The organism is Paraburkholderia sp. FW306-2-2C-D06C (assembly GCF_058781505.1).
Window position 1 is genome coordinate 90,537 of the sequence record NZ_JBYSWU010000007.1, and the last position, 26,727, is coordinate 117,263.

A 26,727-nucleotide genomic window follows, 5' to 3' on the forward strand; every position below is an offset into this window, starting at 1 on the left:
GGTGAATTAACGAACTTGACTGGCCTGCGCGGGCAATACGCGCAGATGTTCGGGGTCGATGGCAACGGCGTGTTCGGCGAGACGGCGCCCCTCGCACAGCAACGGCTTCGGCGCGGAATCCGGAACGAAGTCATAGCGGCACGTCGCGCCGAAATAGCGCACCTCGGCACGGCGGCCGGCCATCCGGTTGACCGCGCCCGCCGGCGGGTCGGGCTGCACGTGTTCGGGACGAACCAGTACGTCGACCTGGTCGCCGGGGCGGAACGCGCCGGTATCGGCGGACAGCATCGCGAAGGAGACATCGATTGCGCCGTCGGCTATCACGCGTCCCGACATCACACTCGAATGACCGACGAAACGCGCAACTTGTGTCGATACCGGCCGATCGTAGAGACGCTCCGGCGTATCCACCTGCAAGACGCGCCCGCCGTCGACCACGGCGACCCGGTCCGCCAGGCTCAGCGCTTCGTCCTGATCGTGCGTGACCAACAGCGTGGTGGCGCCGCATGCGCGCTGCAGCGTGCGGATCTCATCGCGAAGCTGCTGGCGGATGCCTGCGTCGAGCGCGGCGAGCGGTTCGTCGAGCAGCAACACCTTCGGTTCGAACGCCAGCGCCCGAGCCAGCGCGACGCGCTGCTGCTGGCCGCCCGACAGCAACGTCGTACGCCGCGTGGCGTGTTCGGCAAGACCGACCCGTTCGAGCATCTCGAGCGCGCGCGCCCGGCGTTTCGCGGAATCGACGCCGCGCATGCGCAGCCCGTACGCCACGTTGTCCACCACGCTCAGATGCGGGAACAGCGCGTATTGCTGGAACACCATGCCGACCTCGCGGCGCCACACCGGCACGCCCGCCACGTCGCGTCCGTCGATCGCAATCCTGCCCTGGTAGCCGTCCAGCAGACCCGCGGTGAGCCGCAGGATCGTCGACTTGCCGGAGCCGCTGCGGCCCATCACGGCCAGCAGTTCACCCTGCGCGACCGACAGCGTGACGGCATCGATACCGTGCTGCGCGCCGGGATAAGTAAAACTCACGTTGTCGAAATGAAGGCTCATCGTTTCACTTGATTCGTTGAACAGTGTTGATCGATACCAGGGTCGCGATCACGGCGAGGCAAAGCAGCACCACGGTGGCGGCGCACGCCATGCCGGTCGCGCCGTAAAAGGCCTGCAGCAGCACCACCGGATAGTTGCGGTAACGAAAGCCGGCGATCAGGTTGGACACCTGGAATTCGCCGATCGACAGCGCGGCCACCATGACGAGTCCCGAGAACAGGCTCTGCCGGAGGTTGGGCAAGACAACCGTGAAGAACTGCCGCAGCGGCGTGGCGCCGAGCGTTGCCGCGCACGCTTCGAGGCGCGCGATATCGAGGTGGCGCAGATCGGCGAGCAGCGTCTGCGTGAGGTACGGCAACGTCAGCACCGTATGAGCGGCGATCAGCAACGGCAACGATCCGAGCCACGGCAGCGTGTCGCCGCTGAAGATGGCGATGTAGCCGAAACCCAGCGTGAGCGCGGGCACGCCCACCGGCAACAGCGCAACCAGCCGCGCCGTCATGCCGCGCCCGGAGAGCGAGCGGTAGTGCAGCGCATACGCGAGCGGCAGACCGATCACGGCAGCGGCACAGCAGCAGGCCAGCGCGACCATCAGGCTCACGCCGAACGAACGCCGGAAGCTCGTGTTGGCGGCGAGATCCGCGAACCAATGTCCGGTGATGCCGGTCGGCAGCACCGTGTTGGTCCACGTCTCGCCGAACGCGCCGATCAGCAGCAGCGCGATCGGCAACAGCATGTAGAGCGCAAAGAGCACCGCTACGAGGTGAAGCGCGACGCGCCCGACCGACACCGAACGTCTGCTGCGGTGATGAGCGGGAACACGAGGCTGGATGGCCGGTGCGGCGGGCGTGTGCATGCAGGCATTCCTCGGGAAACGGACTGAAGCCCACGTGTCATGACTGGACTCAGCGAAAGGTTTCGAATTGCTTGCAATTGTGCGGATACGACATGGCGTAGTCATGAAAAAAACGTACAAAACACGCATTGCGCTGTGCGCATCCGGAACACTTCGACGCCAATCCTCCGATGAAACACCTTTACCCGAATGTCACCGAACTACTTGCTTTCGCAAGCGCTGCCAGGCATCTGAATTTTTCCCGCGCGGCGCGCGAGCTCGGTCTCTCGCCGAGCGCCGTCAGCCGGCAGATCGCTGCCCTGGAGAGTTCATTCGGTGTACAGCTGTTCATCCGCGACGGCCGCAACCTTGTGCTCACCCGGGCGGGCAGTCTCTACCTCGCGCGGGTCGGCAACCCGTTGCGCGACATAGGCAACGCGTCGCTCGAGTTGATGAGCGCGGCCGGCCAGAGCGACCTGCTGACGATCGCAAGCGTGCCGACTTTCACGACCAAATGGCTGATTCCCCGGCTCCCGGATTTTCTGTCCCGCACGCCGGGAATTACGATCAGTTTCAGCCGGCACCTGGCGCACGGCGATCCGTTCCCGCTGGATCTGGATGCCGCCATCCGCTACGGCGACGGCAGTTGGGAAGGGGTTCAATGCGATTACATCGACGGGCGTACTTTTCTTTTAGTCTGCGCGCCCGATTATCAGCAGAGCCATCCGTTGCGCCGGCCGCAGGACGCCGCGCTGGTCCCGCGGCTATTGCACGGCCAGGCTGAACGGGTATGGGGGCAATGGGCCGAGATCTATGGCGTACACGGCATGCAGGTGCTTGCGGGTCCGCGTTTCGAGCAATACTCCGTGCTGATCCAGGCGGCTCAGGCAGGACTCGGACTGGCGCTCATCCCCGCCTTTCTGGTGCGCGACAACCTGGCCGCCGGCAGCCTCATCGAGCCCCTGACAGCCCCGATCGACGTCGACCATGGACACTATCTCTGCTATTTCCCGGAGCGCCTCGAGACACAACCGGGTTTGAAGCGCTTCCGCGAATGGGTGTTGTCTCGGGTCTGATGTCCCGGCAAAACCCGGCTCGAAAGAACAAAACGGGGCAGCCCTGTGTGGGACTGACCCGTGAACGGCAAGCACGACATCAAGCCTGAGGATCGGTGCTGTCCGTAGCCTGCGTATTGTCGGCGTCTTCTTTCTTCTCGTCGTCCTTCTTCTCGACCAACGACTCCAATGCACCGGCGCCTTCAAAGCCTGCTACGGCTGCGATCCCTTTCGTGAGCAGACCAGCGTCCGGATCGACTTTTTCTGCCGCTTCAACGGCGGCTATTGCGCCTGCAATCTTACCTGCCTCATCCAAGAGTCCCATATCGACCTCCTCGAGAAAAAATGAGGCTCCATCCTCTCACGAACTCGACACCTTGTCGCCAAATGTCAAATAGACTTTGTCAGTTTCGACGATGAAATGAATCCTTAACCTAGGCCCTCAAATCGCCTTCGTCACTGGCGCAGTCGCGGCCGGATCGGTCATGCTCGGCTTGCCGGTCTCGACGTGACCCGCAATGCGCCGCAACCAGCTTGCATTGCCAGCAGCTGTCAGCTGAAAGTCATACCACTGATTGCTGCATGAAAGGTCCCAGTGGGCCTCCACGCTCTGGCCTGCCGGCACCGCCAACGTCACCGGCGGCTGGCCATACGCGAGGTCGGCCGCGGTGACCGTGAGCGGCGTGGTCCCCGCGTTGGACACGGTGACATAGACGCTGCCGTTGGCCACGTCGTAACACGTCACGACGTCCGGCCTGGCCGTGGCCTCTGCGCTGGACGATCCCGCGAAGCGCCGGAAATATCCATTCGGGCCGTAGACGTTGACCATGTAATTGCCGTTTGCGTCGAACGTCCACGTATCGGTCAGCTGCTTGCCGGCCTCGACGGTGTAGCGACGCGGCATCGCCGTCGGGTCGCCCGTATATACCCAGAAATGCGCGCCTTGCTTGCCGGTGTTGGCAAACGTCAGCGCATACCCTTGCGACTGCAACTGACCGTTCACATGCAACTCGTACGGCAGCGCACGCGCGGGCCGCGTGCCCGGCTCCTGCGCCGCCACGACCTGCTGGGCGGTGCTGGCCGGCGCGGCCTGAGCCGTCGAGCGCGCGCATTGCGTGTCGGCCTGAGCGACGTACGTTTGAGTACTCGGCAGCGAAGGCACCGTCGGGTCCGGCTTCGAGAAGTCGAGCGCCGTAGTGAGATCGCCGCAGATCGCGCGGCGCCACGGCGAGATATTGGTTTCGACTACGCCGAAGCGCTTTTCGATGAATTGCAGCACCGACGTGTGATCGAACACCTGCGAACACACGAAACCACCCTTCGACCACGGCGACACGACCGTCATCGGTACGCGCGGCCCGAGGCCGTACGGCAGGTTGTCGGCGGTGTACGTGCTGGCCTGCGTCGGGGTCACGACGTTATGCCGTTCGAGCGTGATGTCCACCGTGCTCATGCCCGAGCCCGGCAGCGTCGGTGCTTGCGGCGGCACGACGTGATCGAAGAAACCGTCGTTTTCGTCATACATGATGAAGAGGACGGTCTTGCTCCATACGTCGGGATTCGACGTCAGCGCATCGAGAATAGTGGAAATGTAATTGGCGCCGTAGAGCGGCGTGAATTTCGGATGCTCCGAATAGGCGGCAGGCGGCAACAGCCACGACACCTGCGGCAACGCATTGGCTTGCACGTCGGCTTTCAATTGCGTCAGCGTGCGCGTGCTCATCCCCCGGGTTTGCAGCGACGAACCGGCCGGCGCATTCACGAAGTTCTGGAACGAGGCCAGCATGTTCGTGCCGTAGTTGCCGTTGAAGTTGTCGAAGCCGGTGCCCTGCTGATAGATCTGCCACGAGATGCCGGCCGCCTCCAGCCGCTCGGGATAGGTAGTCCAGTTGAAGGGCTGCAGTTTGATGCTGTCGAACTGGTTGTCGATGAAGTCGGTATTGTCGAGCAGCGGGCCACCGCCCGTGCCGAGCGGATCGACCATCCCCGTCATCAGATACATGCGGTTCGGGTGCGTGTTGCCCGGAATCGAACAGAAGTAGTTGTCGCACACCGTGAAGGCATCGGCGAGCGCGTAGTGGAACGGAATGTCCTCGCGCACGTGATAGCCCATCGTCATGTTGGTCTTCTGCACGGCCCACTTGTCGGCGCGGCCGCTGTCGATCGCGCCGTGCGTGGTGCTCCACGTGTGCGGCAGGCCGCCGATACACTGCGCGTTGACATTCGGATTGCTCGTGTCGTACCGGAACGGCGCGATCACTTTCGCCGGATCCTCCTGACGCGGCTGGAACCACACCGGCTGGCCGTTCGGCAGTGTCACGGGGAAGCGGTCGTTATAGCCGCGCACGCCGCTCAGGTGACCGAGATAATGATCGAACGAACGGTTTTCCTGCATGAAGACGACGATGTGCTGCACATCCTGGATCGTGCCGGCGACCGAACTCGGCTCGATGGCCAGCGCCTTGCGAATCGATTCAGGAAACAGGGTGGTGGCGGCTGTCGCGCCGGCGAGTCCGGCGGACAGCTTCAGAAAATCTCGACGAGTTTTGACGACCATGCGATGGACCTGGTTTGAATTCCGATGTCAGGAGGCGGGCGGGACGAAGCCCGGCGGGCAGCTCATGCGAGCGTTGGCGACAGCGGCGTTGCCGCACGCCGCCTTGGGCGGATCGACACTGTTGCCGCACGCGCCGAGCAGCGTTGTTGCCGCAAAGAGGCCAATGAGCGCGAATAGCCGAAATGCCGACGTCGGCATGAGTATCTCCGTGAAAATGACAGGCGGACGCGATCGCGCGTCGACGACCGCATGCGCTCAGGCACATGCGGTGCCGAGAAGATAATTTCGGTTTGTTACATGCGAGTGTCTTGCTGGAAAGCAGGCGGATGAAGGCAGGTTCGTCCTTCCAACGGCATTGACTTGATATCTGACTATCGATGTCGAAGCCGTGCCGAGGTCAGCATCGGCGCCCGGCCCAGCATCGCGATGATCCACGCGCCAGCTAGCGCCTGGGCGGCTGTGGATTGTGCGTGCGCCGGGTTGGTATCGAACCTGGAAAGCAATCGATTGCTTATGATCTGCCGCGCTTTGCTGGTTGGCAGTTCCGCCTCTGTCAGACGATTACCGTCCTTACCGGATCGCAGGGAATGGTTTATGCTGAATTGATCGCTTTCATGTTCGCGGTGACTTGCTGTCCAAGCGCCCTCAAGTAAGAAGGCGGCGCCCGTTCTGCTTGTCCTGCTCACATATTGTCTATAAAAAATGAACAGCTTCGATACGGTCATCGAGACATTTCTAACAAGGCCAAACTTTGGCCCCCTGCTCAACCATGCAATAAGAGCCGTCGCAGATCTGTACTCGTTCAAGGGCCTCGTGCTCATCCCCATCTTGTGGTGGATATGGTTCCAACCTGGCGAGCGTCGCGAATGGCAGCGCGAAATAGTCATCTCCACGATCGTGAGCGGCATGTTGGCACTCGCCACCGGAAGACTTCTCGCCGATTTGTTGCCATTCCGGGAGCGTCCTCTCTACGACCCCAACCTGCATCTGCACTTCGCATCCAGCTCGGCACGGGACGCCATGCTGACAGGGTGGAGTTCGTTCCCGAGCGATCACGCCATGCTGTGGATGTCGATCGCGACAGGCATTTTCATTGTCTGGCGCCGAGTGGGTGCGCTGGCGCTCCTGTACACGGTGATCTTCATCTGCATTCCGCGCGCTTATCTCGGCTATCACTACCCGACCGATTTGCTTGCGGGGGCCGCGATTGGGATCGCCATTACTTACGTCATGACTCGGGAGTCCGTTAGAACGCGTTATGCGACTCAATCGTTGCGATGGATTGAACGCTATCCAGGACCGTCTGCGATGCTGGCGTTCGTCCTGTGTCTAGAACTGGTCACTCAGTTCGACGAACTACGGAAGTTCGCGAGCTTTGCGTATAAAGCGCTGTGATTGTTTGCGCGCCGAGTTCGACAGGTCCAACCACCGCGTTCACGCACCTCGAAAGCGGACGGTCAATATCTCCAGACAACACAGGGGCGCCGGCTGGACACAACCGGCGCCCCTGTCAATCCCTCGATCTTCACCGGGTCGGTCTTTTTCCACTGTTTCTTTGGCACAACCAGCTTCCAGATGGAATCCCTGCCGGCGTCGAGGAAGAATGCGACGACGCCGACATACTCCGCGTCGCTGTTCATCGGTTCGCTGACGCTCGCGCTCGCATCCGGACGCAGCACGACATCCTTCGTCGCGAGCAGATCTGCGCTGTTCGGGCAGCAGTCGGCCGATCGTCGCATCGTCGCCGGTCAGCAGTAGCCAAGGGCGGCGATAGCGCCAGCGAAAGCCATGTTCGTGCCGCAGTTCATGGCGAAGCGGATCGAAGACGTTAGGGGACGACTTTTCGCGTCCCTGGTCGAGAGAACGCTGTCCTGCGTCGTGCCTGCCATCTCCGGTTTGCGAAAATGCAAGCATTTTCCCAGTGCGCGTACGGCATCCGACCATCGGCCCAGACGGTCAAACGACGCGATGATTGCCAGCACCATGGCGCCCAGCGCGACGCTTCGCGCTTCAGGTGTCTTGATGCCCGCGTAGTCGCCCCAGATCAATATTGCTCCCGCGACCAGCAACGCAAGGATCAGTATCGAGATAAGGTCTAACGGCAGCTTCTTCATTATTCTGAAAACACCTTCATTTCGTGTGTGTGGCTTGCCCCCGGGACGCGCAGCATCGTCAAGGCGTAACCGAAAAACAACTTCACCGCAATCGATCAGACATCCATGTACGACGTGTACTGGGACGGGATCAGCAGCGGGCTCGGATTGCACAGGCAGACGCAAAGGTCATCGCTCAGTGCACCCTCGCGACCGTCAGGCGCGGTCATCGACTGTCGAGGTCCAACACAGACAATCCGTCCCATGGTGTCGCAGGCCGGGCACCACACTGGATCATCTTCGTAAGCCTGCTCGCGATCACCCACCATGTCGTTGGAGTCGCCGCCTTCGACGGTTCCACCTGCCGTTGTCCTGTCGCCTTTCAGGATGTCGTAACGTCTCACCATCATCTGCTCCCTGTTTGCCGTCTCGCGGCCATGGATACCGGATCGGTTCGGCACGCTGTGCCTTCGCACCCGTCGTGATTTCACGCGACTGCAGTCCGAGCCGCCGCGCTTCCGGATTCCTTCTCACCGGGCACTCGCAGCAGCACAGCACAGTCGACGCTCTCGCCTTGCCCCGCCAGGATGATCTGGCTTGCGGCATCGCCTGACAGCGACGATGCCGCACAGGCGACTGCGAGCCAAACTGCAGCGATGCCGGCGTCGCCGACCGTCTGGTCGAGATCGGTTGCCCGCGCAGTCAGCCCGAGCTTGACCGCAGGCTCGCGGAACATTCCTGCCTGCGTAGCATTGAGGCCGGTCTGCCAGCCGCCCGGAATATCCGTAGCGGCGACGTTCGCCCATTTAAGGGTCTTTGATAATGCTTCACTCGACTCCTTGAGCGCCCCCCTTACCGGTCGATACAGATTTGCTGTGCGGGTGAGCTCGTGCTCACTGGCCAAGGTGTCTGGCACTAGCAACAGCGCGACGCCTGCTTCCGCGGTACCGGCCGGTGCCGAACGGCTCAGCAGGGGATGCAACTGAACCGCGACGATCAACCTCGCCTGTCGGTCCCGTGCCTCGATCACCTTATCGAGCCATAGGTCGAGCGACATGAGATCTGCAGGCTCTGTAGCAGGCTCAGCGACGCTTGCATGGCGAAATTGGTGCCGACGCCAGCATCCGTTCCACAACGTCTCGTTTTCCTGATGAGTCAGCCCACCCGACACCGAAAGATGCACGCCAAGATCGAGCCGCGACGGTAATGCCTGAATCTGGCTCGCGAGTGCGTCAAGCAGTTCGTTGAACAGCCATTTCGTCACCTGCTCCTGCCGGTTGCGGTCGTCTTCTTTTCCACCCGCCCGGAGTGTCACTTCGGGCGCCGCGAGCCAGCGAACCTTCGCAGGTTCGCCATCACGCGCGATTGGCTCCTGGGTCTTGAGCTTTACGGAACCTGCACGTACGCTTTCAACGGCATTCTCCACGTGATCAGCCGAAAAGCGGTACGCGGTGCCGACCAGTGCAAGCGGGAGACTCGCCACCGCAAAGACGTCGTCGTTAAATTCGTGGGTCGCTTCGTTGCGCAGGGCGACGTCCAGCTTGCGGCCTTCGTAATGGCTGAACCGGCGCATGACAACCAACGTCGGAATACCCACAGGAAAGAAGACCAGACACGTCCAGAATTTCCACGTGTGCGTCGGCAGGTTTTTCGGCCAGAGCAGCAGCGCCGCAAACACCCCGGTCAGTACCAGCACGAAAAACACGATTGTCCAGACAAGCCGCGACGGCGGATTGACTGGGAGAGGTTCTTCAGGTGGAAGTAGCGAATAATCAACGGCCATGTCTGGTACGCGCCGCAGATCAGAAGCCGTTCTCGCGAGGACGCAGCGTCCTCGACACCGCATCCCACAATGCAACAGCTTCGCCTTCAGTCAGTGAGGCTTTGTCGATATGATCCTGCAGCACGTTATTTACTGATCCTGTGTCCATATCCAGACTCACCAACGGAGTCTCGGGACTGCCGGTCTTCGAATTCGCCTCCAGCATCAGATGATGTCCGGGTATGTCCAGCGTCGTCGTTCCCGCCATCAGCCATTCTTCCGCCTGCATTCCAGGTAAGTCCACCGGTCCCTTTCGAATCGTGCGGCCGTTGTTGTGCTTGAGTACCTCATTGATGCTGGCACCTCGCTCCAGCAGACTCGTCGATTCCTGGATATTGGTATCCGTCTGGAGGTCGAAGCTCACGTCAGGCCGGTCGGGCAGCACAAACTGTAGCGTCAGGTTTTCCTGACCGCCCGCCTTACCCGGCAGGAACCCGCCGAGAAAACACACTCCCGGCCCGGTCGGGATATCGTTCTCGGGGCGACCACGAACCCTTGCCAGCAGATCAAAAATCAGGCGGGACTTTTCCGGAACGTCGGTCTTGAAGGAACTGTTCTTGATAACTGGTTCGTCCTTGAACTTTGAATTGGTGTAATCCGTAGCCTCAATCTGCAGCTTGATCTGATAGCCCGAATCCCACTTGTAGGCTTCAATGAGTCGGCTCACATCGCCGGGATCATTGTCGCTCGCCAGATGGATAAAATACCGTGTGCCTTTTGGTTGCGCCTCGCCATATTCATAAAGAAATCGATATCCCAGCACGCTTCTGGTCGATTTAAGGGTTGCTTCACGGGCCGCCATTTCTCGTTCGTATTCATCCTGCGCCATCGGCGTCGCCTTGACTGATACTCCCAGGATATCGACTCCGCCGAAAGTCAGCACGCCTTCCGGCATATCGATCAGATAGCGGCCCACGCAATGTGGGTTCAGCTTGGCGGTAAGTTGGTTCACGACTGTTTTCTCCTGTGGTGTCAGGGGCCTAGTTTTGTTACATGAGGTCAGGCACAGTGTCAGAACTGCGATCGACAGGATCGGTATGAGTTTCATGTCTTGTAGGCCATATCCGTATATCTCACCGTGTACGCGATCCTGGTAACCGCCCATAGTGCAAAGAGTTGCTGCGCACGTTCCTTGTAGGCGCCCTCATGATCGACACCTGGAAACGGCACGCAGGCCTTGACTCGCCGTCCGGGAGCTCGCCCTGAACGTATCGGTACCGTACCGTCGCCGTTGTCACCTGCCGGTTGGAGATCGAAAAGCGCGAGATCGGGCTTTCCGTCGCTATTGGACTTGAGGCCAACAAATCCTTTCCCGTCGCCAGAAATCACATTCCCGTCGAGTGGGTTATCCATTTTCGGCATACCGCCTCGACTTTCGTAGTACGGGGCGATTCTCCGCTTCCAGACAACATCTCCCCACGTACTGTGCTTCGGGTCGTCACCATAGAAAGCATAGGTGTTGCCGTGATACAGGCCACTTCTGTCTGGTCCGGCGAGCGCCTTATGAAAAAGCAACACTTCATTTTTAATGAGCTGTTCATAGGCGGCCCAATCCTGTCCTATTGTCTGCTTTTTTCGATCCAGCGGATTGATCAGCTTGTCATCGCACAGACTCCACCACATGCCCCGTTTGACGTAAATCTCACTGTATGGATCCGTCGTAGGCAGACTAGCCAGCTTCTGGCCATCCCTGATCTTGAGCCAATTCATTCCATATTCCAGACTCGGAAGAAGTTGAAGGGGTCCCGGCGCCTGAGCGAATACGGCCGTCATCTGAGCGGCATCTGAGCCCAATGCCAGGCCGGCCGGCATTTCGGTGCCCGCCTTCACACGTTTGTAAGCGGTTGCGGACCCCGTTGCAGGCATCACGCCGTGCACGATGCCTAACACGTTCGCGCGATGGTTATCGACTTCGGAGTAGTACCTCGCGACCAGGCCGCCCATCGAATGCGTCACGATGATGACGTAGTTGCACATGAAACCTTTATCTTGGTAATGCTTCATGAATTCGCGGATCTTCAGATCCAGCCGCTTCGCAGAAACAGCATTCGATTGCAGCCAGTTGTAGCCGACCGCGTGAACCGGAAATTGATACTTGTACGACATGGCCACTTCATCATGACTGAGCAGATCGACGCCAGGTGATTGCGCGACAAGCTGTTTCATCAGCCCGGCGCGCACCCCCTCACGTGCACAAGCTGCGTCGTTCAGGGCGTTCTCTAGCCACGGCAAAAATGTTCCGTAGCTCATGTTGCCGACCTCTCCCCAGCCCCGGCGCCGTAACTCCGCATCGGTTTGCCCCGTCCCCTGGGGGATAGTGCCTCCGCTGTATACGGTTGTTTTTTGAGGATCAAGGATCTGCTTCCGCTTGTCCGCGCCTCTGCCGCCCCAGTCTTTCAGTACGCTCCACGTGCTGTTGGCAAGCCATACTGGCTTTGAAGTGGAACTCATCAGGTTGGTACCCATTACTCCGGGTACAAAAATTACCGGGATGATCCTGTCGGGCACCATGTGACATACAGCGATGCTGTCGTCGGACGGCGACATAACGGAGGAATAGTGCACCGAGCCATCGTCGGCAATTTTGGCTGGAATGATGCGTTCAACGGTAGTCATACGGAGTCGCTCCGATTGGCTTCTGTTCGTTCATGGTGTAGTTTGGCTGTGGGCCGTTAGCCGGTCATTCTGGATCAATGCGCAACCGCAACCCATCCACAAAGAGGCTCTTCTGCAAACCGGTCTTCCCCTCGGCATCGGTGACGCCGCGGATCACGCTCCCGTCTTCCCGAACAATTGAGAACTTCCGGTTGCTGACGGGCTGTCCATCGAAGGGCCACTGCAGCGCATATTGCTCATCGAAATTCGCGTGCTTCCACGTGTTCATCGATTCGGCCAGCGACGACGGTCCCTGCCGGCTGAACGCGGCCGACCTGATGGTCCGGTCGCCGCGCGTGCCATCCTCAATGCCCGTTGACGACATGCGAAAGTAGGACCCGCCGCACTTCAACAGCAACTCTTCCTTGGCCTCGATCACGACGCGCCCATTGGCACTGGTAATCGTCATGTTCTTGTCCGAGAGCAGGCGCATCTCGTCGCTCTGCGCCTGAATCTCGACCTTGCCCTTTGCCGCAAACAGCTTGATGCCAAGTTTCTGCGCGAACACGGATACAAGTTCACCTGCCGAAACGGTAAACCGTTTGAGCACGCTGAAATCGGCGTGACCGCCTGAGGTCGCGATCAGGTTTTCAGCAGCAGTCAGTTGCAGATCGGAGCCCGATGCCAGCGCCATACCAGCCGGTGCACTGACAACAATTCCGGCCTTCTGGAGTTGGTGCAGCGTATCGTTGAGAAGTGCCGCCTGCCTGTCATAGTCGGCTCCAATCGCCTGCGCCGCCTTCGCGGCCCCGGCTAGCGCCTCGCTTTGCTGCAGGGCCTGCTGAAGCAGCCCCTTCGCGGCTTCCATATCGAGTTGCTGGCCATTTGCGTTCGGTTGATCGTCGGCGGAAAGTAACAGCCCCTTTCCACCGCGGATTGCCCCCCACCCCGACGTGCGAAGCTCGAAGCCCTCACCGCGCTTCTGCTTCTTCGAATCAACCAGGTAGCCGAGATTCAGCTGGCTCTTGCCCGAATGCTCGGTGGAAAGCTTGATGCTCTCGTACCCCTTCCAGTCCTCCATGCGCAGCTTGCTGTTTGCCTGCGTACGGATCACGTTGCGCGAGAGCCACCGGTCCTGATTGGTGATCAGGTCCACGGCCTGGCTGTGGTGATGGAATTGCGAGATGTAAGGTTTATCTGGATCCCCATCTCTAAATTCCAGCACGGCTTCGTCACCGTGCAGCGCCGGGAAGTGGAACCCGGTCTGCAAGCGGCCCGCGAAGGGCTTGGCCAGCCGCAGCGGCACGCTTTCACCACCCGGATTCCATTCATCGAAATCCAGGTCGAAGCGCACCGTGTAGTAGCCCTGCTGCGTCAGGTACGCGTACTCGTAGTTGCTGGGCGAAGTCACCCGGGCGCTCAGCGTGCCGGTGATCTTCGGCCACGTGTGCTCTTCGAGCTTCAGCCGGAAGCGCCGGTCGGCCGGGATCGCCTTGTAGCTGTTTCGATACGCCTGATCACGCGCCCCTGTATGCGTGACCTCGATGATTACCTGGCCGTTGGGCGCATCGGGCAGATCCTCGTCCATGTGTAGCACGCGCGCCGGGCGCACATCAAGCACATTGCTCTCGCCCTCGTAGATGACCTGCCAGGCGATCTCGGCCTCATGGCGCAGCTGGGCTTCCCACTGCGCGCCGTTCTGGTCAAGGTGATGCGTACCGTAGATGTACGGCTGCCCGTAAGTCGTCGTGTCCTTCTTCGCGACGTTCGCGTCAGCCTTGAACCGCTCCCACGCCTGATCGGGGTTGTAATCGGCCACAAGGATCGACTGCGGCACCGTGTGTGCGTGCATCTCCAGAGCAAAGACCGCTTCGATTCCGGCTTCCAGGCCAGCCTTCTCGCGGTACGGCACCTTCAGTTCCGGCTGATAGATGTAGTGGTCGATATCGTCGGAGAACACCACCACGTCGCCATGCTTGCCCGGCACGATATAGCTGTAGATCCCTTCTTTCTGCATCAGGATCTGGATATACCCTAAATCCGTCGTTTGGTACTGAAAACGGAACGGGTGCTGCGGATACTGGCGGCGCAGGTTGAAGACGAACTGGTGGCCCTTGAAGTCGTGGCGGCGCAAGATCGCCTCGATGATCTGCGGGGCGGTCTGCTGCTGGTAGATGCGGCTGGTGCGCGTGAGCCTCAGGCGCGCGATGTGCGCCTCGACCACGATCCGGTAGCTGCTGAAATCCTTCGTCGTCTTCGTCTTGCTGAAGCGCGTGATACAGCCGGCGAACACGCGCGGCTCAGTGCCATCGGCCGGATCGATTGTGAAGGTTGCATCCTTTCCGAGATAGTCGCCTCGCGTGAGGCTGTCCGGGTGCGTAAGCTCGATGGTGATCCGATACGGGTCGCCCATTCGCTCAACCGCCTTGAAGGACACAACCGACAGGTCCATGGCGTTCGCGGTGCCTGGCACGTCAAGGAAGTACGACTGCCTTCCCGTCAGGGTCTTCAGGTCCTTCGCATACTTCTCGACTCTATCCCCCAGGGGGACTTCTTTCAGGGCGTCAAGCGGATCGGCCATCGTTCACGTTCCCATTGTCAGCGCTCCTATCGAATTTCCGGACTGGGGTCCATTCGACTCAAAGCGCGTGTTGGGGACCAAAAGTAAACGCTTTTCAGGTCGCTGTGAAGGTGCCTTCGTGATTATTCATACGAACTTCTGCATTTTGACAATCTTTCTCATAAATTCAGATTTATCCGATATCCGTCGCATATCGTTGCGGGGTATTAATCTGCATTTCAATCTTTGTTGTACTTACCGTTATCTCAAAATTATCAGAATTTGAAGATGAGTGGAAGCTTTCAGAATGAGGTGCCGAAGGCCAGAGTTAACATCAAGCTGGACCTGCACACGGGTGGGGCACAGAAGAAGGTCGAGCTGCCACTCAAGCTGCTGGTGATGGGCGACTACAGCAACGGTCAGGACACGCGGGCACAGGCCGAGCGTTGCACAACGAAACGTTCCAGCAGATCGAGTCGGCATGGCGTGGACTGAAGTTCCTCGTCGATCGCACCGACTTCCGCAAGAACGTCAGGATTGAAGTGCTCGACGTGTAAAGATAGACCCATTTGCCGCGCAGTTTGATATACGTCTCATCGACACGCCAGGATTGACCGCTGGGCGTGCCAAAACTGTTCCAGCGTTTGACGAATTCGGGCGAATAGCGCTTCACCCAACGCAAGATCGTGGTGTGCGCCAGCGACAGTCCTCGCTCGGCCATCATTTCCACCAGATCTCGCAGGCTGAGCTTGTAGCGTAGGTACCAGCGAACACAGAGGATGATCACCTCGCGATCAAAGTGCCGCCCTGCGAACAACTCCTCCAGACTCTTAAACTTATTCATCGTCGGATCTCAAATTCGCTCAGCCCGAAACTGCAACCGTTTCGACCGCGCTATTTGCACCAGAGCCCGCAGATGTGGGTAATCCTGAGGTCAATCGAGCGGCGCCGATTCGCTACCGGCCTTGTTGCTGAAGATACTGTCTGACGTCGCTCATCGTCACGCTCCCCTTATGGCTTGTATCGATCTGGTCGAAGTGCTTGGCGACATAGCCGAGACCCTGGGTTTGCGCCTGCGCCTTCGTCACCGCCGCGCCGTTGCCAAGAGCGGAGTTTGCCCCCAACCTCGCTTCGAGTCGCTGCTGGGCCTGCTGCTGCAGTGTTGTGCCGGTCGACGGCGTGATGGGCGCAGCACGGTTCTGCGGAAAGAACGGCCCATCGACTCCCTTGGCTCCGCCAGGCGGAGTCGCGGGCGCCACCGCTTGAGGCGGCAGCGCATGCGCGCTGCCGACAAAGCAGCCCAAGACGATCAATGGGGAAATACGCCGCAACATATCGAAAAGAGACATGATTACTCGCATTGATAGAGTGAACGGAGTACCACGGACGAGTCGCATCCCATCGGTCACGGCGTCGTCGCTTGTGCCGTGGTGGTTGGCTGATTGGCGGGGCTTTCGTCGCGCCACGGTGGCGGCAGGGTCCAGAGCGCGAGCGCATCCGGAAGCGGTGTGCCCCGATAGAAGCGCACCAGATCCCGCTTCATCCGCGGGCGAGCGCCGTCATCCAGATAAGTCATGTGGCCGCCCTGGAAGAAGTTGACCTGCAAGTCCGGATTGAGGCCAGGTACCGTCTGAAGCCGCGCCAGCTGTTTCTCGGTATTGAAGAACGGCGTTGCCAGATCATGAAGGCCGTTTTCCGAGAGGACCCGGAGGTGCGGGTTCAGCGTCAGCGCACCTAGCAGATCAGGGATCGTATCGGGCAGAGGCTGGCCGTCATGCGAGAAGTCCCAGACCTGAATGATAGTGTCGTTCAACGGCATGTAAGTCGCATTGGGCGCCGAATACCCAAGATAGTCAGGCATCTGTGTCGCCAGCGCCGTCGTGAACGGCTGCGAGATCAGAATATCGGATGGATCGGAGTCGTTTTGCAATCGCGGATCTGAATTCGGCAACGACACACGTCCGTCGTACCGGCCTATCGTCGTGCCGGGTATGAGGGTGTTCGAGAAAGGATTGACATTGAAGTAGCCTTGCAGCGCCTGCAGGGTCAGACCGGATGGAATCGTCCACGCCTGAAGCGTTGCCGGACGGGGGAATACCGGTGTACCCAATGCATCCGGGATGCCAAGCTGACTGAGCACCCACGACTGCGAAAACCTCCTGAGCCGATTGTATTCAGCCGTGACGAACAGCTCCGTCTGCAGCGCATAAAGATCCTGATTGATCGGCGCCGGCGAGGCCTGGTTATAGTAGGCCGCAACTGCCGCGTAGCCCGGAAAATATCCAGCCAGGGTATCCGTATCGAGTGCGAGCGCGCTGGACGAGTTCGTGATGGCGACAGCTTCGATCGCATCCGCAAAGTAATTCAGGATTGCCGACTGAAGCACGATCCCCGTTAGATGGATGCCCGCGGATTCCAGCGCCAATGCCAGCATATCGGTGCGCGGTGTCCCGTAAGACTCGCCATACAGATAAATCGGAGAGCTGCTGCGATTATTAGCCGTCAGATAGCGCTCGATGAAATCGCGGATGATGTTGACATCCGCATCGGTGCTCCAGAACTTCTGGTTCGTGTTAGGCAGAATCGCCTCAGAAAGCCCGGTTCCTGGCGGATCGATAAACACCATGTCCGTGGTGTCGATCAGGCTTTCTTCATTGTCGACCAGCGGGTAATTGGGCCAGTTCCCGAAGACCGGGTCGGATGTAGCGACCCGCGTCGGCGCAAATGATCCGAGACGCAACCAGATCGAGGACGACCCCGGCCCACCGTTATAGATAAAGGTGACAGGCCGCGATGAACCGTTCGCACCCGGTGCGGTATACGCGACGTAGGACATCGTGGCTTCGGGGTTGCCCTTCGAGTCGGCGGCCGTCAAATGGCCGGTCGTGGTCGTGTAATTGACCGGCGTCCGGCCGAACGGCCACTGGTAGTGCATGACTGCCGCATTCTCCGAGACCTGGGACGGATCCAGGCCGTCTTTGGCATTGGCCGAATAGGCAACTGGATCGATGTAGGTCTGATTGGCCGTCTGCGACTGCGTTTGTCCGGCAGACTGCTGGTTCGCCGTCTGTTGCATGGCTGCGGCCGTATTCGTCGACGAACCGCCGTCCGTTCCTCCACATCCTCCGAGAAGCATCATCAGGATCACTAAAGCTCCTAAACCCGACAACCCGTGTTGCCGATGATGGTGACTGCCGGTAAGACCCTCGTCTCGTTTCATCTCTATCCTCGGTGCTGAGTTTAGCTACCTTTTTACAAAGGCCGCGATCGCCGAAGAAATGCGTCTGAGCTCAGGACACTCGCGTTGCATCGCAGGCAGACAGCGGTTGAGAGCCAACTTATTTCAAAGAGCATAGATTCAATAAGCTATGCCCTTTGCTTAGAATATCTAAATATCTGGATTGAATATTCAAGTTCTTCTAGGGAGATTACTTGCAGGTAAATATTCGTAATTGGCGGCAGATGAAAAATAGGTGACGCAGTGCGCGTTTGTCAAGGAATCGCCGTATTTCCGTAATTCCATAACACAGTTGCTATCGAACATACCGGTGTCGACGAGTCGATGTAAATTCTCCCGATTTTTATTACAGGAAAAATAGTTCAGTTTGCTAAATGTTAGAGTTGGACAGCGTTGTGAATCGACCGCTATCGTGGCAACGCGGAGGCGTTCCCTATGCAGGCTCTATAACGCGTCGAGCGGGATCTTCAGATAGCGTGTGCCGTTATCGTAGGGCTCAGGCAATGAGCCTGCATGAATGTTGACCTGCACGGCGGGAAGAATGAGCGTAGGCATATCAAGAGTCCGGACGCGTGCAGTGCGCATCGCGACGAACGCCTCTTCGGAGCTGTCGTCATGCAGATGAATATTGCTTTTACGCTGCTCGGCTACGGTGGTTTGCCACCACGGTTGACGCGACTGCGGCGGATAGTCATGACACATATAGAGCCGCGTCTCTTCCGGCAGCGACAATAGTTTGTGTGCTGAGCGATAAAGCGCATGCGCATCGCCGCCCGGAAAGTCGCAGCGTGCGCTGCCTACGTCCAGCACCTCGGCACCCAGGTTAAAGACACTATCTCCGAAGAGAGAGACGGATATCGGCTCCAACCCGTCGTTGGTATCTCGCGAAAATGGATATCCGTTAGCCGGCCGGCGGGATAACGAGGACTTGTGGATCCCATCCAACAAGATCAAGATTGTGTTGACCGAGGATGCTCACGTTTCGGTTCAGGATTCAGGCGTTTGACCGGTTCGACGTGAAAAAATCAGGGAGAACCCCTATGAAAGCTCCGAGTCATATCCGCGCCGTTCGCCGTCGCACGGTGCTCAAGGGGGTCGCTGCTGCTGCAGCGTTGCAGCTCGCCTCGCCCTTCATCATCAAGGCACGTGGCGAGACGCCGCTGCGCATCGGCATGGTCGATCCGTTGACCGGCGTTTATGCTGCGGTTGCACAGAATGAAGTGACGGGCGCCAGGCTCGCCGCGCAGCAGGTCAACGCCAACGGCGGCATTCTCGGGCGCCCCATCGAGCTACTGGTGGAAGACTCGGCGAACGACGTCGGCACCGGCGTGCAGAAGGCGCGCAAGCTGATCGATCGTGATCAGGTCACGTTCCTGATCGGCGACGTGAATTCCGGCGTCGCCCAGGCAATCGCCCAGGTCACCAACGAGAAGAAGGTGTTGCACATCGTCTCGGGCGGCCACACCGACACGATCACCGGCAGCGATTGCAAGTGGAACGTATTTCGCGTCTGCAATACGACCAGCATGGAGGCCAACGCGGTCGCGGACCTCCTCTTCACCAAGTACGGCAAGAAGTGGCATTTCATTACGCCGGACTACGCCTTCGGCCATACGCTGCAGAAGGCCGCGCTGGCGGATTTGCAAAGGCTCGGCGGCACGATGACCGGCAACGAGCTCACGCCGCTCGGCACGACCGATTTCTCCGCGTACCTGATCAAGGCGCGCGCCGCCAACCCCGATGTTCTGCTGGTGCTGCCGCAAGGTTCCGACATGGTCAACTGCCTGAAGCAGATCGCGCAGTTCGGCATCGGAAAGCAGATCCACATTGCCGGGCTTCAGCAGGAGCTCGAATCGCTCGAGGCGATGCCGCCGGAGGCGCGCGTCGGCTTCTGGATGTTCGAGTGGTACTGGAAACAACCGGGTGTCCCGGGCGTCGAGAAGTTCGTCGCCGACATCCGCAAGATGAATGGCGGCAAAGTCCCCACTGCACGCCACTGGTTCGGCTACACGTCGGTTCATACGCTTGCCGCGGTCGCCAACAAGGAAAAGAGCCTCGATGCGAAAAAGCTCGCCGAGGCGCTCGGCGGGTTCGAACTCGCGGATAACGTCAAGCTGCAGCCCAACAAGTGCTACTACCGCAAGGGAGACCATCAGCTGATGACCTCCTCGTTCGTCGGCGAAGCGCTGTCTCAGCCGGCGGGCGACCCGGAGGATCTGTTTCGTGTCGAGCGCGTGGTCGCCGGCGACAAGACTGCGCCGCCCGAAGCTGCGACCGGCTGCAAGCTGCAGTGGCCGGTCTGATCCCGAGGACAAGGTCGGCGCGGGCGTGCCGGAAACCGTTGCCATAAACTTGCCACGCATGCGCGGCAACACAGCGGCCCAAGCTGCCCGACGCGGCTCGTGCGCGGATTGCGTCAGGACATGAGCGGCCGATGACTCAACTACTCCTTTTCAACGTCACCAACGGGCTGATCATCGGCGCGTTTTACGTACTGATGGCGCTTGGCCTGTCGCTCATTCTCAACTTGAGCAACGTAATCAACTTCGCCCATGGCGGCTTTCTCGTGATCGGCGGCTACATTGCCTATACGATCACGCCGTATGTCGGGTTCTGGGGTGCATTGCTGATCGCGCCGATGTGCACGGCCGTCATCGGTCTCGCTGTCGAGCGGGTGCTCATCCGGCGAGTCTACGGACGCGATCCGCTCTACAGCCTGCTGCTGACGTTCGGCCTCGCCTTCATGATCGAGGACGGCACCCGCTTCATCTGGGGTGCGCAGGGCAAGCCCGTGACCATTCCGCCCGCGCTGGCGCTGTCATTGAGCAACGAACTCTTCTTCATCACCGGCTACCGCCTGTTCATGGTCTGCACCGTCACCATCGCGGTTGCACTGCTCTTCATGCTGTTGCGCTACAGCCGGCTCGGCATACGCATCCGGGCCGGCACGCTCGACCTCGAGACCGTCGCGGCGCTCGGCATCAACGTGGGCAGGCTGCGCGCGCTCAATTTCGCCGTCGGCATCTTTCTCGCCGGTCTGAGCGGCGTGCTCGCCGCGGGCCAGCTCGGGCTGGAGCCGACGATGGGAACCGGCCTCCTGATGCCGAGCTTCATCGCCATCATCGTCGGCGGGGTGGGCAGCCTCACCGGTACGCTGCTCGGCGGCCTGCTGATCGGCGTCGCCTCGGGCATCACCGCGGTGTTCGTCCCCGCGGCGAGCGAGGCCATCATGTACGTGCTGATGGCCGTGGTCCTGCTGATCCGGCCGCGTGGCCTGCTCGGCGAAGAAGGCATGATGACATGAGCGAATACCGCCACCCTCCCCGACTGCCCGTCATCGCAGCACTCTGGGCAGTGCTCCTGCTGGCGCCCTACTGGATGCCGCTGCTCGGCGGCTACACCGCGCTCGGCACGCGCGTGCTCGTACTCGGACTGGCAGCCATGTCGGTGAACTTCCTGCTCGGCTTCACCGGTGTGCTGTCCTTCGGACACGCGGCGTATTTCGGGCTCGGCGCCTATGGCGCCGGCCTGGCGCTGAAGTTTCTCGCACCGAGCACGCCGCTCGCGCTGCTGTGCGGCACGCTGCTCGGCGGCATTGCCGGCACACTGCTGGGCGCGCTCATCGCCCGGCGACGCGGCGTCTACTTCGCGATGGTCACCATCGCCTTCGGGCAGGTCTTCTACTACATCGCCTTCCAATGGAGCTCCGTCACCGGCGGCGACGACGGGTTGCGCGGCTTTTCGCGCCAGCCGCTCGATCTCGGCGTCGCCCGGATCGACATCCTGTCGAACGCCAACGCGTTCTACTACTTCGTGCTGTTCTGCCTTACGCTGGTGATCGGCGTGATGGGTTTCATCCTGCGCTCCCCGTTCGGGCGCACCATGATCGCAATCCGCGAAAATGAGCGGCGGGCACGCTTTCTCGGCATTCCCGTCGATCAGCATATCTGGATCGCCTTCACGGTGTCCTGCTTCTTCATGGGGTTCGCCGGTGCGCTCTACGCTCTCCTGAACAACTTTGCCGATCCGCGCGGGCTGCATTACAGCCAGTCGGGCGATTTCGTAATGATGGCGGTCATGGGCGGCATGCGCAGCTTGTGGGGACCGCTGCTCGGCGCCGCGGTATTCGTCGTGCTGCAGGATTATCTTTCGAGCATCACGGTCAATTGGATGTCGTTCGTCGGCATGCTGTTCGTCGCGATCGTGCTGTTTTTCCCACGCGGGCTGCTCGGCTTCATTCAGCGCAGGAGCGACTCATGAGCGTGCTCGAAGTCAGGCACCTCAGCAAGCGCTTCGGCAGCCTGGCCGCGGTGCGCGACGTATCGCTCACGGTCGAGAAGGGCGAGCTGCGCGCCGTCATCGGACCGAACGGCGCCGGCAAGACCACTTTCTTCAATCTCATCAGCGGCTTTTTCCCGCCGAGCATGGGAACCATCGTGTTCGACGGTCTCGACATCACGGCGCTTCCTGCGTATCGGCGCGTTGCGGCCGGCATCGCCCGCACGTTCCAGATCACCGAGATTTTTCCCGAACTGACGGTATTCGAGAACGTGCGCATCAGTGCGGAAGTGACGGAGGGTTTTCGCCTGCGCCCGTGGATCAGCAGCACCGGGCGGGCGCGGGTTCGCCGTCACGTCGAGGAGACGCTCGAGCTCACGGGTCTTGCCGGCAAATCGCACCGGCTGGTCGGAGAACTGCCGCACGGTGACCAGCGGGTTGCCGAAATCGCGATGGCGCTGGCGCTGCGGCCGCGCCTGTTGCTGCTCGACGAGCCCACCGCCGGCATGGGCGATCAGGAGACTCATGAGATTACGCAGCTCGTGCGCCGCCTGCACAGCGACGGCAATTTCACCATCGTGCTGATCGAGCATGACATGCGCGTGGTCTTCCATCTGGCCGATCGAATCACGGTGCTCGACCAGGGCAGCGTCCTCGCCGAAGGCTCGCCGGAGCAGATCGCTTCGAACGAGGCCGTACAGGCCGCCTATCTGGGTAACGCAGCATGAGCGCCGCGCCGGACCGCTCCAAGCAAGCTCACACCCCCTCGGGGGGCAGCGAGGACACGAAGTGCCGAGCGTGGGGGCTCAAATGACCGCCGCACTGACCGCCGAAAGGCTGCATACCTACTACGGCAAGAGCCACATCCTGCATGGCGTGAGCCTGGAGGTCGAAGAAGGCCGGATCACGGCATTGCTCGGCCGCAACGGCGCCGGCAAGACCACGACCTTGCGTACCCTCGTCGGTTTGACGCCCGCGCGCCAGGGACGCGTGACGATCTTCGGGGCGGATACCACGCGTTGGCCGACCTTCCAGATCGCCGCGAGCGGCGTCGGCTACGTGCCCGAGGGGCGAAGAATCTTCGCCAATCTCAGTGTCGAGGAAAATCTGAAGGTCCCGCTGGAGCGCGGCGGACCGTGGACGATCGCGCGGATCTACGAGCTGTTTCCACGCCTGGCCGAGCGCAAGTTCAGCCGCGGGCGCCTGCTCTCCGGCGGCGAACAGGAGATGCTGTCGATTGCCCGCGCACTCCTGCTCAATCCCCGGCTGCTCATTCTCGACGAGCCATCGCAAGGCCTGGCCCCGCTGATCGTTCGGGAGGTGTTTCGAGTCGTGTCGCAGATGCGCGATGAGGGGATTTCGGTACTGCTGGTCGAACAGAATGCACGCGTGAGTCTCGAGATTGCCGACTATGCTTACGTGCTGGACGATGGCGGCATCGTCTATTCGGGAGATGCGCGCGCGCTCGCCGCCGATGAAAGTCGGGTACGCGCCCTAACCGGCGCCAGCGCGGAGCAGTGACCGCCCTCGTAGCGGGCCGGCACGCAAACGTCAGCCGAACGATTCCAGCAAACAATTACATCCACCGGTTGAATCCGCCGCATCTGTGTAGACGTTCAAACGTCCGTGCCAGGGCATCGATCAATGTCCGGAGAGAGGCTGCGGGTGGCCGTCCGCTGACTCCCCCTTATTCGGCCAATTCACGATGCAAAGCCCGATATTCCTGCGAAAGTTTGTCTCCCGGATCGAGATGAATGAGGGGTGTTGCCTGCTGATGCGATTCGCGGATCTTCACGGACGACGACAGGCGCGAAGCCAGCACCGGCAGGCCCTCACCAACCAGCTCATCGACCAGTTTCTGGGGCAAGCTCGCGCGAGGCTGAAACTGGTTGATGACAATCCCTTCCACCTCCAGCGTGACGTTGTGATCCTGCTGGATCTCCTTCACGTTTTCCAACAACGTGTAAAGCGCGCGACGGGAAAAATCATCACAGTCGAACGGAATCAGGCAACGCTCGACCGCGATCAGCGCGGAGCGTGTGTAGAAGTTCAACGCAGGCGGCGTGTCGATATAAATCGCGTCATACATGTCGAGCTCGTTCAGCGCGTCACGTAACTTGTAGATCTTGTAACGTGATTCCAGTTTGCCATGCAACGTGTCCAGATCAGGATGAGCGGGCATGACGTCGAGGTTCTCAAACGGCGTCGGATGAATGAACGACGTGACTTCCACAGGCCTGAAGCTGAACGTCAACGCGGTTTCAAAGAAACCCGCGACGGTGGGGTTGACCTCGCCGGCCTGCGAGCCGAGCAGGTATTGGCTTGAATTCGCCTGAGCATCCAGGTCGATGACCAGTGTGCGCATACCTTCGCTGGCGCTGATTGCCGCCAGGTTGCATACAATGGTCGATTTGCCTACGCCACCTTTCTGATTGAATACGACGCGCCGCATATTCTCCCCCTGAACGGAAGCTGTCCAAAAGCGCTCAGCATAATGTCAAAACCAGACCAAGTCACCCAGCAGAATGCGGCACTGGTTGAGGAGTCTCCCGGCCGCGGCCGAGAGCATGAAACTCAGGCGATTAGGCTGGCCGAGACTGTCGCCGTTTTTAACGTCGATACTTCTACGCGGCCAGTGGTCGCAGTTACAGGCGAGCGAGCTCCTGTCCACTAGTAAGCTCAAGGCGCCGACAACGAATTGGAGCGGGCTCACAAAGTGCGGTTCCAGCTTCTGCACCGGTGTCGAGACGCAGTTGCACTCCCTGCACTCAACGATCTTGGTGAAACCGTCTCTAAGCCGGCGATCGGGAGGAGCTGGGCTGCGCCGCTTGTTGCGGGAGCGGCGGCAGGCCAAACTCGTCCGCATACGAGCGAACGCCCGTCTCGCCGAGCACGAATTGCAGGGCGTGCCGGATCCGCAGCATTTCGAGCGGAGTGGACTTCTGCGCGACCAGTTTCAGGCCTCGGCCCAACGTACCTTTCTCATGAGCCGGGCGGATGATCTGCTCCGATATCCCGTGCCGACCGAGCAGCTGCAGACCCGACAAATGCAAACGGCCCCCGCACGCGGCGTCCAGCGTGCGTTCGAAATCCTTGAGCACGTCGGCGTCGCGGTGATCCTCGCCCAGCATCTTCGCCGCATCGGGCCACACACCCCACAGAGCCTTTGCGATGAGGCGGCCATGGTTGCCGTGCTGGCCTTGCGAACAGATTTCATGAATGGATTGCAGCACGTCCGCCGCATCGCCGCGCGTGATGATGCGGCCGTCGTGCATCGCGACGAGTCCGTGCAGGTCTCGACCCGTCTGGGCCGCGAGTTCGGTGCGCAGAAGCACCCACGGATCCTGCGGCGCGGCCTCGAGTTTCGACGCGACGTGACCCAGGAAGGAGCCGGTGTCCGAGCGCCGGATCAGGCTCAGCGCGGCGATCAGCCCCGACCGGTAAGCCATACTCTCGATCAGTCCGACCGTGGCGTCGTAGCGCGTCCGGGGCTCTGGCGACAGCTTCAGCAGTTGCAGCGTATCGGCGTCGAAGTCTTGCGCGTGCTGCCGAACGTGGACGGCCTCGTGGAACACGCCTTCGGCCAGCGTCAGGAAGCCGTGGCGGAACGCGGGGTCGAACACGTCGACGCGGGCACTGCGGTCGTAGGTTTTCATCAGCGAGCCTTCGTCGGCGACCGACTGCTCGCCCGCGTACCGGACCTTGCTCCGGATGCCGAACGCGTCGTTGACGTGCCGGCCGAATGCGTCGATCCCCTGCTCACGCTGCCGTGCATTCCACTGCGACGGCGGCGTTGCGCGCAGATGGCTCAATTCGGGATCCGATTCGATTCCGGACGCATAGCGTTCGGCGCTGCCGAAGATCCTTCCGGCGAACGCGGCGTCGAACACGCCCTTGGTCGTCGCTTCGCGCGCCCATGATTTGGAGGTGCCGAACGGCTTCGCGATCTCGATCATCCGGGCGACGCCGCGCAGGCTGAGATGCCCGAAGCCTTCGTGAGACTGAATGCGGGCCGCCACGTCCCGCCAGGCGGGCGAACGGCGCAGCGCCTGAAGCTCGCGCAGAACGGTCGGATGCGGGGCGGGCAGCGGGCCCGGCGATCCGGCGCCCGCCAGCGCGCCGGCATAGGCCGCCCCGGCGTCGCCGGACTTCAGCCCGTGCAGCAGCATGTTCCACGGATTGATGGGGGGCGGCGGGGGCGCCGCGGCGCTCATCTGCTTGAGCCGTGCGAGCGCCTGGCCGCGCTGCGCATGTCCGGCGGCGGCCGTCCTGATGGGCGCATGCGCAAGCGGCTCCAGCGCTGCGTCGGACGACGACGCGCGGCGGGACGAGGACGCGTTCGGACCGGTCACGTGGTCCGGCGATTCGGGCGGGATGCCCGATACCGGCTGCGGATTAGACGACGGGTTCTGGATTCGAGGATTGAACATGGGCATATCCGGCAATGTCGCGTAGTTGAGATATTGCGGCCACGGGGCATCCGGGAGGGGGGGCGCGGCGAAACCATATGCGGGACAGCGAACCGAACGGTGCTTGCAGATGAACGGCAGGCGATGCACGCCGATCGTTGCGCCGGACGATCCGGCGGTTCGCCGCTCCCGTCCGCGACGACGGCCGGATCGTCTTGCGCAGTTCACATCG

General features: G+C 60.7%; 22 protein-coding genes and 5 pseudogenes. 9 read left to right on the top strand and 18 right to left on the bottom strand.

Annotation, left to right across the window (positions count from 1 at the left end):
* Positions 1 to 6 precede the first annotated feature (6 nt).
* Complete coding sequence (locus AC3WLT_RS07495; protein ID WP_492591264.1) at positions 7 to 1,053, bottom strand: ABC transporter ATP-binding protein; 1,047 nt, start codon at positions 1,051 to 1,053, stop codon at positions 7 to 9.
* A 4-nt stretch (positions 1,054 to 1,057) separates the two neighbouring features.
* Positions 1,058 to 1,789 (bottom strand): ABC transporter permease, encoded by a 732-nt coding sequence (locus AC3WLT_RS07500; RefSeq protein WP_492591352.1) that lies wholly within the window; start codon positions 1,787 to 1,789, stop codon positions 1,058 to 1,060.
* Between the two features lie 290 nt (positions 1,790 to 2,079).
* Here AC3WLT_RS07500 and AC3WLT_RS07505 point away from each other — a divergent pair, with 290 nt between their 5' ends.
* Positions 2,080 to 2,964: a LysR substrate-binding domain-containing protein gene (locus AC3WLT_RS07505; RefSeq protein ID WP_492591265.1), complete on the top strand. Its 885-nt coding sequence runs from the start codon at positions 2,080 to 2,082 to the stop codon at positions 2,962 to 2,964.
* A gap of 79 nt (positions 2,965 to 3,043) precedes the next feature.
* Here AC3WLT_RS07505 and AC3WLT_RS07510 read toward each other — a convergent pair whose 3' ends face one another.
* The 3 genes from AC3WLT_RS07510 to AC3WLT_RS07520 all read right to left on the bottom strand — a co-directional run bounded on the left by AC3WLT_RS07510 (position 3,044) and on the right by AC3WLT_RS07520 (position 5,698).
* Positions 3,044 to 3,268 (bottom strand): hypothetical protein, encoded by a 225-nt coding sequence (locus AC3WLT_RS07510; RefSeq protein ID WP_492591266.1) that lies wholly within the window; start codon positions 3,266 to 3,268, stop codon positions 3,044 to 3,046.
* A 117-nt stretch (positions 3,269 to 3,385) separates the two neighbouring features.
* A complete protein-coding gene (locus tag AC3WLT_RS07515; RefSeq protein WP_492591267.1) occupies positions 3,386 to 5,500 on the bottom strand; it encodes a phosphocholine-specific phospholipase C in 2,115 nt (704 codons plus the stop codon).
* A gap of 27 nt (positions 5,501 to 5,527) precedes the next feature.
* On the bottom strand, positions 5,528 to 5,698 hold the full coding sequence (locus AC3WLT_RS07520) for a hypothetical protein (protein ID WP_492591268.1): 171 nt from the start codon (positions 5,696 to 5,698) through the stop codon (positions 5,528 to 5,530).
* A 504-nt stretch (positions 5,699 to 6,202) separates the two neighbouring features.
* Between AC3WLT_RS07520 and AC3WLT_RS07525 the strand changes: the two genes are divergently transcribed.
* Positions 6,203 to 6,895: a phosphatase PAP2 family protein gene (locus tag AC3WLT_RS07525; RefSeq protein WP_492591269.1), complete on the top strand. Its 693-nt coding sequence runs from the start codon at positions 6,203 to 6,205 to the stop codon at positions 6,893 to 6,895.
* 122 nt (positions 6,896 to 7,017) lie between these two features.
* Here AC3WLT_RS07525 and tssJ read toward each other — a convergent pair.
* From tssJ to AC3WLT_RS07560, 7 genes and pseudogenes are all read right to left on the bottom strand, one after another.
* Positions 7,018 to 7,206: pseudogene (gene tssJ, locus AC3WLT_RS07530) on the bottom strand (type VI secretion system lipoprotein TssJ); the annotation flags it as partial.
* Between the two features lie 42 nt (positions 7,207 to 7,248).
* The gene (locus tag AC3WLT_RS07535) at positions 7,249 to 7,614 is read right to left on the bottom strand and encodes a hypothetical protein (RefSeq protein WP_492591270.1); all 366 of its coding nucleotides are present in this window, start codon (positions 7,612 to 7,614) and stop codon (positions 7,249 to 7,251) included.
* A 95-nt stretch (positions 7,615 to 7,709) separates the two neighbouring features.
* The gene (locus tag AC3WLT_RS07540; protein WP_492591353.1) at positions 7,710 to 7,997 is read right to left on the bottom strand and encodes a PAAR domain-containing protein; all 288 of its coding nucleotides are present in this window, start codon (positions 7,995 to 7,997) and stop codon (positions 7,710 to 7,712) included.
* 83 nt (positions 7,998 to 8,080) lie between these two features.
* Positions 8,081 to 9,376: a hypothetical protein gene (locus tag AC3WLT_RS07545; protein ID WP_492591271.1), complete on the bottom strand. Its 1,296-nt coding sequence runs from the start codon at positions 9,374 to 9,376 to the stop codon at positions 8,081 to 8,083.
* Positions 9,377 to 9,395: 19 nt separating this feature from the next.
* A complete protein-coding gene (locus tag AC3WLT_RS07550; protein WP_492591272.1) occupies positions 9,396 to 10,367 on the bottom strand; it encodes a T6SS immunity protein Tli4 family protein in 972 nt (323 codons plus the stop codon).
* 92 nt (positions 10,368 to 10,459) lie between these two features.
* Positions 10,460 to 12,031: an alpha/beta hydrolase gene (locus AC3WLT_RS07555; RefSeq protein ID WP_492591273.1), complete on the bottom strand. Its 1,572-nt coding sequence runs from the start codon at positions 12,029 to 12,031 to the stop codon at positions 10,460 to 10,462.
* A gap of 64 nt (positions 12,032 to 12,095) precedes the next feature.
* On the bottom strand, positions 12,096 to 14,591 hold the full coding sequence (locus AC3WLT_RS07560; RefSeq protein ID WP_492591274.1) for a type VI secretion system Vgr family protein: 2,496 nt from the start codon (positions 14,589 to 14,591) through the stop codon (positions 12,096 to 12,098).
* A 267-nt stretch (positions 14,592 to 14,858) separates the two neighbouring features.
* On the opposite strand from AC3WLT_RS07560, the pseudogene AC3WLT_RS07565 reads away from it, so the two are divergent.
* Positions 14,859 to 15,017 (top strand): annotated as a pseudogene (locus tag AC3WLT_RS07565) (type VI secretion system contractile sheath small subunit); the annotation flags it as partial.
* Positions 15,017 to 15,124, top strand: a pseudogene (locus tag AC3WLT_RS07570) (type VI secretion system contractile sheath domain-containing protein); the annotation flags it as partial. The pseudogenes AC3WLT_RS07565 and AC3WLT_RS07570, both read left to right, overlap by 1 nt.
* Here the strand turns inward: AC3WLT_RS07570 and AC3WLT_RS07575 are convergent.
* The 4 genes and pseudogenes from AC3WLT_RS07575 to AC3WLT_RS07590 form a co-directional block, all read right to left on the bottom strand.
* Positions 15,124 to 15,414: pseudogene (locus tag AC3WLT_RS07575) on the bottom strand (IS6 family transposase); the annotation flags it as partial. The pseudogenes AC3WLT_RS07570 and AC3WLT_RS07575 sit on opposite strands and share 1 nt — an antisense overlap.
* A gap of 112 nt (positions 15,415 to 15,526) precedes the next feature.
* The gene (locus AC3WLT_RS07580; protein WP_492591275.1) at positions 15,527 to 15,919 is read right to left on the bottom strand and encodes a 2-oxoglutarate dehydrogenase; all 393 of its coding nucleotides are present in this window, start codon (positions 15,917 to 15,919) and stop codon (positions 15,527 to 15,529) included.
* A 56-nt stretch (positions 15,920 to 15,975) separates the two neighbouring features.
* Positions 15,976 to 17,790, bottom strand: a complete 1,815-nt coding sequence (locus AC3WLT_RS07585) for a S10 family serine carboxypeptidase-like protein (RefSeq protein ID WP_492591276.1) — start codon at positions 17,788 to 17,790, stop codon at positions 15,976 to 15,978.
* Positions 17,791 to 18,252: 462 nt separating this feature from the next.
* Positions 18,253 to 18,648 (bottom strand): annotated as a pseudogene (locus AC3WLT_RS07590) (MBL fold metallo-hydrolase); the annotation flags it as partial.
* 200 nt (positions 18,649 to 18,848) lie between these two features.
* On the opposite strand from AC3WLT_RS07590, the gene AC3WLT_RS07595 reads away from it, so the two are divergent.
* The 5 genes from AC3WLT_RS07595 (at position 18,849) to AC3WLT_RS07615 (ending at position 23,607) form a co-directional block, all read left to right on the top strand.
* Positions 18,849 to 20,111, top strand: a complete 1,263-nt coding sequence (locus AC3WLT_RS07595; protein ID WP_492591277.1) for an ABC transporter substrate-binding protein — start codon at positions 18,849 to 18,851, stop codon at positions 20,109 to 20,111.
* Between the two features lie 131 nt (positions 20,112 to 20,242).
* A complete protein-coding gene (locus AC3WLT_RS07600) occupies positions 20,243 to 21,112 on the top strand; it encodes a branched-chain amino acid ABC transporter permease (RefSeq protein ID WP_492591278.1) in 870 nt (289 codons plus the stop codon).
* Entirely contained in the window at positions 21,109 to 22,068 is a 960-nt protein-coding gene (locus AC3WLT_RS07605; RefSeq protein WP_492591279.1) for a branched-chain amino acid ABC transporter permease, read from the top strand. Before AC3WLT_RS07600 ends, AC3WLT_RS07605 begins: the two co-directional genes overlap by 4 nt.
* Complete coding sequence (locus AC3WLT_RS07610) at positions 22,065 to 22,814, top strand: ABC transporter ATP-binding protein (protein WP_492591280.1); 750 nt, start codon at positions 22,065 to 22,067, stop codon at positions 22,812 to 22,814. The genes AC3WLT_RS07605 and AC3WLT_RS07610 overlap by 4 nt, the downstream gene beginning before the upstream one ends.
* An 82-nt stretch (positions 22,815 to 22,896) precedes the next feature.
* Complete coding sequence (locus AC3WLT_RS07615; protein ID WP_492591281.1) at positions 22,897 to 23,607, top strand: ABC transporter ATP-binding protein; 711 nt, start codon at positions 22,897 to 22,899, stop codon at positions 23,605 to 23,607.
* Between the two features lie 166 nt (positions 23,608 to 23,773).
* Here the strand turns inward: AC3WLT_RS07615 and AC3WLT_RS07620 are convergent, their stop codons facing one another.
* Positions 23,774 to 24,538, bottom strand: coding sequence for a ParA family protein (locus AC3WLT_RS07620; protein ID WP_492591282.1), 765 nt, complete (start codon positions 24,536 to 24,538; stop codon positions 23,774 to 23,776).
* A gap of 340 nt (positions 24,539 to 24,878) precedes the next feature.
* Positions 24,879 to 26,522 (bottom strand): hypothetical protein, encoded by a 1,644-nt coding sequence (locus AC3WLT_RS07625; protein WP_492591283.1) that lies wholly within the window; start codon positions 26,520 to 26,522, stop codon positions 24,879 to 24,881.
* Positions 26,523 to 26,727: the final 205 nt, after the last annotated feature.